Annotated in this window: 11 protein-coding genes; 4 read left to right on the plus strand and 7 right to left on the minus strand. The window is 70.0% G+C overall.

Features of this window, described 5'->3' with window-relative positions; genetic code table 11:
• Window positions 1-2: 2 nt before the first annotated feature.
• The 3 genes from CCN51_RS30200 to CCN51_RS30210 all read right to left on the minus strand — a co-directional run bounded on the left by CCN51_RS30200 (window position 3) and on the right by CCN51_RS30210 (window position 3427).
• Complete coding sequence (locus CCN51_RS30200; protein ID WP_238545435.1) at window positions 3-1460, minus strand: DUF2637 domain-containing protein; 1458 nt, start codon at window positions 1458-1460, stop codon at window positions 3-5.
• Window positions 1461-1579: 119 nt separating this feature from the next.
• On the minus strand, window positions 1580-2320 hold the full coding sequence (locus CCN51_RS30205; RefSeq protein ID WP_055413990.1) for a hypothetical protein: 741 nt from the start codon (window positions 2318-2320) through the stop codon (window positions 1580-1582).
• 123 nt (window positions 2321-2443) lie between these two features.
• On the minus strand, window positions 2444-3427 hold the full coding sequence (locus CCN51_RS30210) for a hypothetical protein (RefSeq protein WP_014178611.1): 984 nt from the start codon (window positions 3425-3427) through the stop codon (window positions 2444-2446).
• 182 nt (window positions 3428-3609) lie between these two features.
• Between CCN51_RS30210 and CCN51_RS30215 the strand changes: the two genes are divergently transcribed.
• Together CCN51_RS30215 and CCN51_RS30220 are read left to right on the plus strand one after the other, a co-directional pair.
• The gene (locus tag CCN51_RS30215; RefSeq protein WP_014178612.1) at window positions 3610-4803 is read left to right on the plus strand and encodes an RtcB family protein; all 1194 of its coding nucleotides are present in this window, start codon (window positions 3610-3612) and stop codon (window positions 4801-4803) included.
• 381 nt (window positions 4804-5184) lie between these two features.
• The gene (locus tag CCN51_RS30220) at window positions 5185-5595 is read left to right on the plus strand and encodes a hypothetical protein (RefSeq protein ID WP_014178613.1); all 411 of its coding nucleotides are present in this window, start codon (window positions 5185-5187) and stop codon (window positions 5593-5595) included.
• Between the two features lie 75 nt (window positions 5596-5670).
• On the opposite strand, the gene CCN51_RS30225 is transcribed toward CCN51_RS30220, so the two are convergent.
• Window positions 5671-6426 (minus strand): SDR family NAD(P)-dependent oxidoreductase, encoded by a 756-nt coding sequence (locus CCN51_RS30225; protein ID WP_014178614.1) that lies wholly within the window; start codon window positions 6424-6426, stop codon window positions 5671-5673.
• A gap of 208 nt (window positions 6427-6634) precedes the next feature.
• On the opposite strand from CCN51_RS30225, the gene CCN51_RS55170 reads away from it, so the two are divergent.
• Window positions 6635-7834, plus strand: a complete 1200-nt coding sequence (locus CCN51_RS55170) for a putative sodium/potassium/calcium exchanger (protein ID WP_158104709.1) — start codon at window positions 6635-6637, stop codon at window positions 7832-7834.
• A gap of 4 nt (window positions 7835-7838) precedes the next feature.
• On the opposite strand, the gene CCN51_RS30240 is transcribed toward CCN51_RS55170, so the two are convergent.
• Window positions 7839-8174: a YnfA family protein gene (locus CCN51_RS30240; protein WP_014178616.1), complete on the minus strand. Its 336-nt coding sequence runs from the start codon at window positions 8172-8174 to the stop codon at window positions 7839-7841.
• Window positions 8175-8304: 130 nt separating this feature from the next.
• On the opposite strand from CCN51_RS30240, the gene CCN51_RS59375 reads away from it, so the two are divergent.
• Complete coding sequence (locus CCN51_RS59375) at window positions 8305-10599, plus strand: hypothetical protein (RefSeq protein ID WP_014178617.1); 2295 nt, start codon at window positions 8305-8307, stop codon at window positions 10597-10599.
• 12 nt (window positions 10600-10611) lie between these two features.
• Here CCN51_RS59375 and CCN51_RS30250 read toward each other — a convergent pair whose 3' ends face one another.
• Window positions 10612-11679, minus strand: a complete 1068-nt coding sequence (locus CCN51_RS30250) for an NlpC/P60 family protein (protein ID WP_014178618.1) — start codon at window positions 11677-11679, stop codon at window positions 10612-10614.
• A 21-nt stretch (window positions 11680-11700) separates the two neighbouring features.
• A complete protein-coding gene (locus CCN51_RS30255; protein WP_014178619.1) occupies window positions 11701-12183 on the minus strand; it encodes a poly-gamma-glutamate biosynthesis protein PgsC/CapC in 483 nt (160 codons plus the stop codon).
• Window positions 12184-12263 lie beyond the last annotated feature (80 nt).

Below are 12263 nucleotides of genomic sequence, written 5' to 3' on the forward strand. Positions count from 1 at the left end.
CGTTACGGGATGGACTCGGTGCCCATCTCCAGCTTGTAGCGCTCCTTGCAGTCCTCCAGGTGCCTGCGTACATCGCCGTCGCTGAGGTCGGGGATGCCGTATCCCTCGCGCAGCAGACGGCCGAACTGGTACGGGGACGGGAACATGCCGTTGTTGGTGACGTGCTGGCGGAAGGCTCCGTAGTACGCCTCGTCGCGCGGCATGTCGTCCGGCAGGTTCACGGGCGGTACGCGCACCTCGGACGGCTCGGGCTCGCCGTAGGACTCCAGTCCCCGCTGCGCCGGCACATACGGGACCTGGCTGCTGGTGCCCTGCCCGCCCAGCGGCCGGACCCGGCCCCCTGCGCCGACCGGGGCTGTCAGCCCCCCGGCGGCCTGCGCCTCGTCGACCTGCGCCGCGAACTGCTGCGCCTGCTGCTGGGCCTGGGCGTCGAGCTGCGGCTGCTGGGTCTGGGGCTGCTGCGCCTCTTGGGCCTGCTGGGCCTGCTGGAGCTGCTGCGCCTCGTCCGGCGTCTGCGGCTGCCCGGCCGCCGGATGCCCCGCGGCCTGCTGCTCGAAGCCGGTCGCCGCCCGCCCGTCGTGCTCAGGCGTGCCGGGCTGCTGGTACCCCTGCTGCTGGTACACCGGCAGCGGGAAGGACATGGGCAGCTCACGCTCCTGGGCCGCGGCCCGGTTCGCCCCCGCGGCCCCGGGAACGACGGCTCCTGCGGCCCTGGGAATGCCCGCGTCCCCGCCCCCGTAGGGCAGCGCGGCGGGCATCGGCGCGGGCGCCAGCTCGGCCGGGTCCAGGCCCGCCGCGGCCAGCCCCGCCGGGGCGGTCTCCGCCAGCGGCACCCCGTACCGCGCCAGGCGCAGCGGCATCAGCGATTCGACGGGGGCCTTGCGGCGCCAGGCGCGCCCGTAGCGGGCCCGCAGCCGGGCGCGGTAGACGAGGCGGTCCTGTTCGAGCTTGATGACCTGGTCGTAGGAGCGCAGCTCCCACAGCTTCATCCGGCGCCACAGCCGGAAGGTCGGCACGGGTGCCAGCAGCCAGCGGGCGACGCGCACCGACTCCATGTGCCGGTCGGCGGTGATGTCGGCGATCCGCCCGATGGCATGCCGGGCGGCCTCGACGGAGACCACGAACAGGATCGGGATGACGGCGTGCATACCGACGCCGAGCGGGTCGGGCCAGGCGGCCGCGCCGTTGAAGGCGATGGTGGCCGCGGTCAGCAGCCAGGCCGTCTGGCGCAGCAGTGGGAAGGGGATCCGCAGCCATGTCAGCAGCAGATCGAGCGCGAGCAGGACGACGATTCCCGCGTCGATCCCGATGGGCAGGACGTTGGCGAAGGCGCCGAATCCCTTGTCGTGGGCGAGGTCGCGCACGGCGGCGTAGGAGCCCGCGAAACCGATCGCGGCGATCACCACCGCTCCGGTGACGACCACCCCGATCAATATGCGGTGCGTACGTGTCAACTGCATCGCGGCCACCCGCGGCCCCTCCCCCGTCCTACGGCATTCGGCGCGCCCAGCGTCGCATACACGTCAAGGGCGGTGGACGGGAAGGGGGTCGCAACGGCTCGGCCGGCGGCGGGTGGTGGCTACGCGGCGCTGCTGCTCGAGCCGCTGCCCGCGCTGCTCGCGCCGCTCTTCTCGGCGTCCTTCTCGATGGAGGCGACGACGTCCTTGGCCCCGGTCTGGGCGTCCTTGAGCAGCGTCTTGGGGTCCGGGGTCTTCTCGTCCTCGTAGCCGGCGCCGTTGTACTCGAGGGTCAGGACGACGTTCGCGGTGCGGACCACGATGGTCTGGTTCCGGAACTCGTCGCCGTCCTTCTTCGACTCCGTGCTGACGGTGGTGGCCGCGTCGCCGATGCCGGACACCTGCCCGGTTTTGGCGTTCTTGGCGCCGTCGGACGCGGCGGCCTTCTGGGCCTGGTCGGCGGCGTAGGCCTGGGCACGCTTGTCGCCGGAGCCCAGCGACACCTCGGATCTGAAGAGTTTGAGGGAGACGCTGAGCTGCCGGTACTTGAACCCGTTGAGGCCGGTCCACAGGCAGCTGGCCGACTGGTTGGCGTCGGCGGAGGGGAGCTCCTTGCCCTTCTTGCTCTGGGCCTTGGGGACCAACTCGTCGATCGTCTTGGCGGACAGGGTCGGGCAGACCGCCGGGAGCTTGCTGTACTTTGCGGCCGCGACGGTCGGCGTCGGGCTGGGCGTGGCCGATTTCGACGGGCTGGCCGAGTCCTTCGAGTCCTTGTCGGAGCCGGAGGAGCAGCCGGCGACGAGCACCACCGGTACGGCTGCGCTGACGAATATACGGGCGAGTCGAGGGGCTGTTCGGTGCATGGGTCCTTCGCTCGTTCTCGGTCGATGGGCGGCCGTCCCGCCCGCGTCATGACACGGCACGGTACGCGGCCGATGCGCGCACAGCCCAATTCGGGCGTCTTACGCGAGGCCCCGTACACCGGTCTATTCGTTGAGTCGCCCGGTCAGCTCCTGGGCCAGATCTTCGGCGTTGACCTGCAGTTCTTCGCTGCTGGGAATGTGCTTTTTGTTGGTCGACCACTGGTCGTACTCAATGGTGGCAATCACATTCGAGGACCTGAAGACGACGGTGACATCTCGGTGGATACCGGAGTCACTGGTGATGAGCTGGTCGTCGAGGAAGGCGTCGTCGGCGAGGTCGTCCAGGCGGCGCGGTGCGGCGGTCTCCGAGGCGTCGGCGTCGCCGGAGGCGTCGGTGCCGCGGGTCCCCGGTTCGTCGGTTCCGGAGGCGTGGGGCGTTGCGCCCTCGACTTTGGCGCCCTCGGTCTTGGAACCGTCCTCGCCGGAGCCGTCTTTCCCGGAATCGTCCTTCCCGGAGTCATCCTTCCCGGAGTCGGAGGGGGCCGACGTGGATCCCTTCGGGGTGTCCTTGCCGGGCGAGCCGGAGCCGGATTCCGAGCCGGAGGAGCCGGACGAGCCGGAGGGGGCGCTGGGGGTCTCCGAGGCGCCCGGGACATGCGAGGCGGCGGCCTTCTTCTCGTACCGCTCCTTCGCCTGGTCGTCGTCGCTGACCGTCGGGTCGTACGAGACGACGCGCTCGAAGTCGAGCGTGAGATAGCGGGTGCCGCTGCTCGTCTCCAGCTTCCAGCGGCAGCCGACGCGCCGGTTGGTGTCATAGGTGACGGTGGCCTGGCCGTCGTAGACCGGGTCGTCCTCCTCGGCGCCGGGCAGCAGATTGCGCAGCGTCTTGGGGTCGACCGCGCCGCACGCCTCGGGGAGGGTGCGGTACTTGCCGGGCGCGGCGGCGACCGGCGCCCCGGAGTCGCCTGGTTTGCCGTCGTCGAGGCCCGCGTGTGAGGCGGTGCTGGTGCAGCCGCTCAGGCCGATGGCGGCGAGCACCGTGGTGAGCACGGCGGCGGCCCGTGCGGCACCCGCTACGTACGCCCTTCGCTGCTGCGCTGGCTGCACTCTCCCCGTCCTTTCAAGATCCCTCCGAGCGAACACGGAGCGAAAACTGCTTGCCGCCCGTGGGCGGGGCCTGCAGACAATGTCTATCGCACGCGCCGCCACGTCTGCCGGTCGCCCGCCGATATTGGGGGCCTTGGTCCGGCTTTTGCGTTTTCAGTCTTCTATGGGGGAATGAGTAAAACATGTCGTATGTCGAGCTGCCCGGGGCGCGGGTTCCGATCCGTATGTGGACCGATCCCGCGACGGTCGAGGGCGTGGCCATGCAGCAGCTGCGAAATGTCGCGACGCTGCCGTGGATCAAGGGCCTGGCCGTGATGCCGGATGTGCACTACGGGAAGGGCGCCACCGTCGGCTCGGTGATCGCGATGCAGGGCGCCGTATGCCCGGCGGCGGTGGGTGTGGACATCGGCTGCGGGATGTCGGCGGTCCGGACCTCGCTGACGGCCGAGGACCTGCCCGGGGACCTCTCGCGGCTGCGGTCGCGGATCGAGCGGGCGATCCCGGTCGGGCGCGGGATGCACGAGGACCCGGTCGACCCGGGGCAGCTGTACGGATTCTCGGCGCCGGGGTGGGACGACTTCTGGGGGCGGTTCGGCGAGGTCGCCGAGGCGGTCAGGTTCCGTCAGGAGCGAGCCGTGAAGCAGATGGGTTCGCTCGGCTCCGGTAACCATTTCATCGAGTTCTGCCTCGACGAATCGGGCTCGGTCTGGCTGATGCTGCACTCCGGCTCCCGGAACATCGGCAAGGAGCTGGCCGAGTACCACATCGGCGAGGCCAGGAAACTGCCGCACAACCAGGGCCTGGTCGACCACGACTTGGCGGTCTTTATCGCGGACACCCCGCAGATGGCGGCGTACCGGCACGATCTGTTCTGGGCGCAGGAGTACGCGAAGTACAACCGCTCGGTCATGATGGCGCTCTTCCAGGACGTCGTCCGCAAGGAGTTCAAGAAGGCCAAGCCGACGTTCGAGCCTGTCATCTCCTGCCATCACAACTACGTGGCGGAGGAGCGCTACGAGGGCATGGACCTGCTGGTGACCCGTAAGGGCGCGATCCGGGCGGGCAGCGGGGACTACGGGATCATCCCCGGCTCGATGGGCACCGGTTCGTACATCGTCAAGGGCCTGGGGAACGCGGCGTCGTTCAACTCGGCCTCGCACGGCGCGGGTCGGAAGATGAGCCGTAACGCCGCGAAGAAGCGCTTCTCCACGCGGGACTTGGAGGAGCAGACGCGGGGCGTGGAGTGCCGTAAGGACGCCGGGGTGGTGGACGAGATCCCGAGCGCGTACAAGCCGATCGAGAAGGTGATCGACCAGCAGCGGGACCTCGTCGAGGTGGTGGCGAAGCTCAAGCAGCTGGTGTGCGTGAAGGGCTGAACTGCGGGACTGCACGTCATCGATGGCCCCGGCCGATCAAGGCCGGGGCCATCGCGTTGCCCGCAGCGCCCCGAGCGCACTGCGTTGCGGCCACTGACGGCAACTCGAAAGAAATTGGGCACCGTTTATGCACGGGGTTGACCGCCGACGCAGCGGAGAATAGCAGGCTGCTTTCTGTTCGTGAATTTCTTGAGGTTCTTCTGAGGTTACCGGCGCGGAGCTTGGTAAGACCGGCTCCCGGCTTACCCATCGGCAGTCAAATGCGCAGACATTACTTGCTACTTCACGGTACAAAGAGCTTGATCGTAAACGGTTTTCACGGCCGCCTGAGGCCGCTAGCATCTCCGCAATCCATTTCCCCAGATTCGCAGAGGAGAACAGGTGAGATCCATAGCCCGTGCTGCTACCGCGGTCGGCGCCGCCGCCCTGATCGTGGGCGGCCTGTCCGCCGCCCCCGCCTCCGCCGCAGACGGCAGGACCTGCGTCAGCAACCAGCACCCGACCCTCGACGTGTGGACCGGCAGGGGGTGCTTCGTCGGCAACGGCGACGACATCGAGGCCACCGACCTCTACGCGGACGGCCAGCGCACCGTGGTCGACTGGTACACCGACTACGGCCGCGAGGGCGAGTGCGACAACGCGCTCGGCACGGGCTGGACAGTCACCTGCGACTACGACATGACCGAGACCGGCCGGATCAAGTTCCGTGTCTGTGCCCGCAGCGGCGGAATCAACCGTGACTGCACCGACTGGACCGGCTGGATCAGCATCCGCACCGGCGAAGCCGCCTGATCCGCGCACCGTCATCGACGACGGCCCGCCCCGGCGCTGTACCGGGGCGGGCCGTCGTCGTGCGCGTGGGGCAGGTCAGCGCTCCCGGTGCACCTTGTGCTGGGCCGCCTGGGCGCGGGGGCGGATGACCATCAGGTCGATGTTGACGTGCGAGGGGCGGGTGACCGCCCACTCGACGGTGTCGGCGACGTCGTCGGCGGTAAGGGGCTCGGCCACGCCCTCGTAGACCGCGGCGGCCTTGTCCTCGTCGCCGCGGTAGCGGTTCAGCGCGAACTCGTCCGTGCGGACCATGCCCGGGGCGATCTCGATCACCCGCACCGGGTCGCCGCACAGTTCGAGGCGGAGGGTGGCGGCGATGGCGTGGGCGCCGTGCTTGGCGGCCACGTAACCGCCGCCGCCCTCGTAGGCGATATGGCCCGCCGTGGAGGACAGCACGACGACGGTGCCGTCGCCGGAGGCGATCAGCGCGGGCAGCAGGGCCTGTGTGACATTGAGCACGCCCACCACATTGACCTCGTACATCGCCCGCCAGTCGGCCGGGTCGGCGGTTGCGACGGGTTCGGTGCCGAGGGCCCCGCCCGCGTTGTTGACGAGTACGTCACAGCGGTCCAGGGCGGCGGCGAAGGCGTCCACGGCGGCGCGGTCGGTGACGTCCAGCGGGTATGTCTCGGCCTCGTGTCCGGCCTCGGTCAGCTCGGCGGCGAGGGCTTCGATGCGCTCCTTGCGGCGGGCGGCGAGGACGACACGGAATCCGGCGGCGGCGAGGCGGCGGGCGGTCGCGGCCCCGATCCCGCTGCTCGCACCGGTGACGACTGCGGTACGGGTGGTCATCGGCCCTCCTGAGGCGACGTGTTGGGCGGGGTCCGCATAGGTGCGTTGTGTTTGTAATCCATACGCAGGATATGACGTACGGATTGGCCGCCAATCGGGGGACTGAAGATCGAAATCCGCTACGGCGCCGCAGGCCCGGGGAAGGGTGCACTGCGTCCGGCGCGCCGCCGGGCCGGAGCCTCCCTGTGCCAAGGAGTGAATACAGCCCATGACCCAGCACAAGAGATTTACCCAGCTGCACCGTCGTGCTCTCCGCCGCTGGGGTGTCGTATCGGCTGGCGCCATCGCCGCCGCGGCACTCGTAACCGGTTCGCCGACGGCTGCCTGGGCGGCCGGCGCGACCCCCAGCCCCCACTCCGGGGTGAGCAGCAACTGTGAGCAGGGCCAAGAGGAACAGCACGGGAACCACGACAACGGCCATCACAACGGCCGTGACCATGAGAACAAGCGCGAGAACAAGGGCGAGCACGACAACGGCCGCGAGCACGAGAAGAAGAACGAGCACGAGAACAAGGAAGAGAACGGCGAGCACGACAACGGCCGTGAGCACGAGAACGGCGGGAAGTACGGCGGCGGCCAGGAGCGGAGCCTCGCGCAGCCCTCCGCCGACCAGGCCGTGGACGAGCAGTACGCCGCCGAGGGCGACGAGAGCTCCCAGGGCAACGACTACCGCTCGGTCCCCGGCGCCGAGCAGGCGTACGCCGCCATCGCCAAGTTCACCGCCGGTATGGCGCAGCCGTACGGCGCGACCGAGTCCGAGGCCGCCACGGAGCCCCGCCACGAGGACCAGAAGCGTCAGGAGGAGAAGCAGCAGGAGGAGAAGCACGGGAAGAAGCAGGCCCGCCACGAGGACGAGAACAAGGAGGACGAGAACAAGGAGGACGAGAACAAGGAGGACGAGAACAAGGAGGACGAGAACAAGGAGGAGAACAAGGAGGAGCAGAAGCGCAGCGGCCCCGTGACGCTCGACGAGGCCGTTGAGATCGCCGAGTGCGAGGTCGGTGGCGAGGCCGTCAGCGCCGAGCTGGAAGACGAGTGCGACGAGGACGAGGCGCACAAGGGCGAGGAGTCCAAGAAGGACGAGGAGCACAAGGGCGAGGAGCACAAGCGCAAGGACAACCACCGCAAGGGCCCGCAGCTGCGGACCGGCGACCACAACAAGGACCACAACAAGGACAACAACAAGGACAAGGACCGGGAGCACAAGGGCCGGGACCACAACAAGGACGAGGACGAGGACGAGAAGGGCCAGGACCACAACAAGGACCGTGAGCACAAGGAGTCACGGCACGAGGAGTCCAAGAAGCAGGTCTGGGACGTCGACGTCAAGCGCGACCACGAGGTCTGGGAGGTCCTGATCGACCCGGACACCGGCTGCGTCCTGAGCGTGACCCGAGAGGCTGACTAAGTCGTCACCTGCCTCGCGGCGAATACATGATCACAGCTACGCCGACCAGGCAGATCAGCGCTCCGGCCACATCGAATCGGTCGGGCCGGTAGCCGTCGGCGACCATGCCCCAGGCGAGCGACCCGGCGACGAAGACGCCCCCGTACGCCGCGAGGATGCGGCCGAACTCCGCGTCCGGCTGGAGCGTGGCCACGAACCCGTAGGCGCCCAGCGCGATGATCCCGGCGCCGACCCACGCCCATCCCCTGTGCTCACGCACCCCTTGCCAGACCAGCCAGGCGCCTCCGATTTCGAAGAGGGCGGCCAGGCAGAACAAGGCAATGGAGCGTGCGATGAGCATAGGGGAAGGGTACGGGGGTTGATCGGTGGCGGATCGGTCATTATCGATCAATAAGAAATATCGCTGGCTAACAGGCTAATTCTCCTGCTACAACTCGAATTGGGTTGGCGCTAGGGGGAGGGGCAGCCCGATGGCCGGTGGGAGCGGGGTCCACGTACACGGCGATGTCGAGGGACAGGTCGTCGTCGGTGATCGCAATGTCGTGATCAATGCCGAGCGCGGCTCCTCGGTGACCGTACGGAGCGAGCCGCCGCCCTTTGCCCGCCGCCGAGCCCGTCCCGCGGGGCGCGCCCTGCCGCACCGCGTGCCCGAGCTGCTGGGCCGCGAGGGGGAGCTGGCGGCGCTGCGGCGGTGGCTTTCGCAGGGCCACCCGGTGCAGATCTACGGTCCGCCCGGCATCGGCAAGTCCGTACTGCTCCGCCGGTTCGCGGCCGACGCCGCGGCTCGCGGTCAGGACGTGGTGTATCTCCCGGCGGCCGGGGTGCCGGTCGACGACCTCGTCCAGGAGCTCTTCCAGGCGTGCTACGAGGCGCCCGACTACAAGCCCGCACCGGCGGTGACGCAGCAGCTGATGGCGTCGGTCCACGCGCTGGTCGCGGTCGACGAGTTCCAAGGCTCGGCCGAGGACCTGACGGAGCTGGTGGCGGCCGCGCCAGGATGCGACGTCCTGGTGGTCACCGCCGAGCGCCAGGAGTGGACCGAGGGGCGGGCCCTGCGCCTGGACGGGCTGCTGGAAGAGCCCGCGCTCGCGCTGCTCACCGAGGAGTTGGGCCGCCCGCTGCGGGGCGATGAGCGAGCGGCGGCGGCCCATCTGATCGCCACCGTACGCGGCCACCCCCTGACCCTGCTCCAGGCCGCCGCGGCCCTGCGCTCCGCAAGGGCCGCAGGGGCCTCGGGGGCCGCGGGGCGTGTCGAGCCCGAGGGAGCCGCCGGTCCCGCCGGGCTCGCGGTGGACGAAAGGGCGCTTGCGGTCGGGGTGGCGGGTGGGCTCAGTGATGGGGCGGGCAAGCTGCTGCGCATATTGTGCGCCGTCGAGCCCCTTCCGCTGTCCCCGGCGCTGCTGTCCGTGATCGCTGCCGGACCGGCCGGCCCCGCCGGACCAGCCCACCCTGCCGGGGCCACCGGTGCGGCCGGAGTGGACCGGGGCGCCGCCGCGGAGTTGGAGGCGCTGCGGCTGGCCTCCTCGGAGGGCGGCGGCTTCCGGGCCACGGGGCGGCTCGCCCCTGTGGTGGCCGAGCGCACCGGGCCCGCGCAGGATCCGGCCGTGCTGGCCGCCGCGCTGGTGGGCTGGGCGCGCGGGGCCACCCGCCATGAGCTGGCCGCCGAGTCCGCGGTGATCCGCCGCCTCCTGGAGGCGGCCGCGCTCGCGGGTGGCCATGAGGCCGTTCGCGACCTCGCCCGCTTCACGGCTCCCGCCCTGGCCCGTTCGCTGCGCTGGGGCTCCTGGCGGCAGGTTCTGGGGCTTGGCGCGGGCGCGGCCCGCGCGCTGGGGGCCGCCGCCGATCTGGCGTACTTCACCCATGAGGAAGAGGCGCGCAGACGGGCGCTCGGACTGGCGGTCGGGGTCGCGGCCGGGCTGTCCTTCGGCGCCGGCGCGGCGGCCGGACACCTGGGCGGCCCGGCCTCGGGCCACGCCGCGAGCCAGGCGGTGAGCCATGCCGCGGGCCACGGCTCGGCGGCGGCCGGGAAGTCGGCGCTGAGCTCGTTCGCGGCGAATCCGGTTGCCATTGGGACGGCGGCGGCCCTGCTGGTGGCGGGCGGAGTCTTCGTGGCGTTCGCGAGTACGGGCGGTGAAAGCCCCCGCGCCGACCCCACCGTCCCCATCACGTCCTTCGCCCCGACGCCCACCCTGACCCCGACCAGCGCACCCACGTCGAGCGCCATGTCCACCACCGGCCTGCCGACCGCGACGACCGCCGTCCCGACGGCCACCACCACCACTGCCGAGCCCACCACCGGGCAGCCCACGTACGGCTCCGGCCAGTGCCCGCCCGTTCCGCTGGCTGTCGGTTCCTTCGGACCGGTGGGGGCGGGGGAGCAGGACAGCAAGAGCGTCACCTGGGACAGCTACTGGGAGTGCGACGACGCGAAGACCCTCGCCGTCAGCGACCCCACCGCCTGGCGCGTCCGCGCGACCTCATGCCCCGTCACCCAGAAACCGGGCCCGCCGAGGTCCGCCTCCGGCCCCTGCGTCTTCGAGGTCGTCTTCAGCCCTCCCGCCTCGGCCGAGCCGGGCACCACGTACAGCGCGAAGGTCACCATGCTGGACGACTGGGGCCATGTGGCGATGACCCTGCCGCTCAGCGGCACCACCGCCACCGTCGGACCCACCGGACCCACCGGACCCACCGATCCCACCGATCCCACTGGCCCCACCGGGGAGGGGCCCTCTACGCAGCCGTCCGAACCCGTCCCCGGCGCTTGAACCAATAGGCGTCTAGAGCCGCTTCGCGCTGCGGAACAGCTGGGCGTAAAAACCGTTGCCGTCGATGCGCGAGGCGCCGCCCTTGTCGCCCATCGTGGGGCCGTTGACCTCCTTGCGGCTGGAGATGAACACCCGGTGGCCGTCGGTGTCCACGCCGAGGTACAGCGCGACATGGTCCATGTGGTTGCCGGTGCGGTGGTCCATCTTGAAGAAGAGCAGGTCGCCGGGTTGCAGCACATCGATGTTGGCCGGGCGCTGGTACCAGGGCGAGGGGCCCTGGAGCTTGATGATGTCCGCGCCCACCGTCGAGCGGGCCATGCCATCGGCGGTGCGCGGAAGCCCGTCCCCGACGACGTTCGTGGCCCGCAGCGGGTAGCGGGCGCGATAGCCCCAGATCATGCGCATGAAGCCGGAGCAGTCCAGCGCGCGGTAGCGCTCCTTGCGCGGCTGCATCGTGGTGCCGTCGCGGAAGGTGTACGGGATGCCCAAGTAGTCGTAGAAGTCGTTCTGTTCCAGCCGGTCCACACCGTCCTGCTTGAACGGCCCGAAGACGGCGTCCCCCGCGTACGGGATGCCCTCGTCGTCCTTCTTGATCGGCGCGCCCTGGCTGTACTGGAAGGCGATCGCGAAGATGTCGTCCTCTTCGCTGCCGTAGTTCTGTTTGAACCAGTCCTTGAACCACTGCTCCTTCTCCGCCCCCTGGCGCCAGGGCTCGGGCATCAGCCGCACCCAGTCCTCGGTCACCACGCGGGAGGTGGTGTTGGCGGGTTCGGAGAAGGTGCGGCTGGGGCCCTTGAGGGTGGCGGTGCGGGCGCCGTCGGTGAAGGTGGCGAGCACCTGGCCCTTCGAGCCGCGCAGCACGGTGCGCTCCGGGCTCTTCAGCCGCTCCCAGGTGCGGGCCCCGGTGTCTTCCGCGCTGTTCTCCAGCTGCGGATTGTCCGTGACCTTCTGCACCGCCGGGGCTTTGGAGTCCTCCTCCTTCCGCAGCTCCACGGTCAGATAGGCGCTGGCGCCGAGCAGCGCGAGCACGGTCACGGCGTGCAGCGCGCCGCGTTTCTTCGAGGTCTTCTTGGCAGACATGGTCGGCTCCGGGGGGTGGGGTCAGGAGGTCGGCATGACGCCGAGCAGGATCCCGGCGGTGAGGACGACGTACGCCATGAGCGTCACCGAGCCGGTGGCCAGCAGCGTGGGCCCCTTGGGCTGGCGCACCAGCTGGTAGGCGATCAGGCCGGGGACGATGAATCCGAGCGTCTGGTTGCTGTACATCAGCGGGAACTCGACGGTCAGCGCGATCATCACGGTGGCCTGGAGCAGTACGCCGGTGAGTACGACCGCCGCGAACAGCCGCTTGCCGTAAAGGATCACAAAGCGCTGGAGCAGCAGGACGCACACATAGGTGAGGACGGTGACGCCGATGACCATCGCGGCGCGCTGAAGGTCCTCGACGAGGGTGAGCGCGAGCCAGCCCGGAGTGATCATGCCGCCGGGCGAGAGGTTGGTCGTCAGATAGCAGACGAGCGAGAACATGAGCCCGAGCGCGATACCGAGCGCGGCGATCTCTGGGGTGAGGACGGAGGGGATCAACGCGGCTCTCCTGAGCTGTGCCACTGCTGGTCTTCGGCGGGGGGCTGGGCTGCCGCTGCGGGCTGGTCCGCTGCGGGGGG

Origin of the sequence: Streptomyces milbemycinicus (genome assembly GCF_002154605.1) — a bacterium.
In the GTDB taxonomy this organism is placed as follows: Bacteria; Actinomycetota; Actinomycetes; order Streptomycetales; family Streptomycetaceae; genus Streptomyces; species Streptomyces milbemycinicus.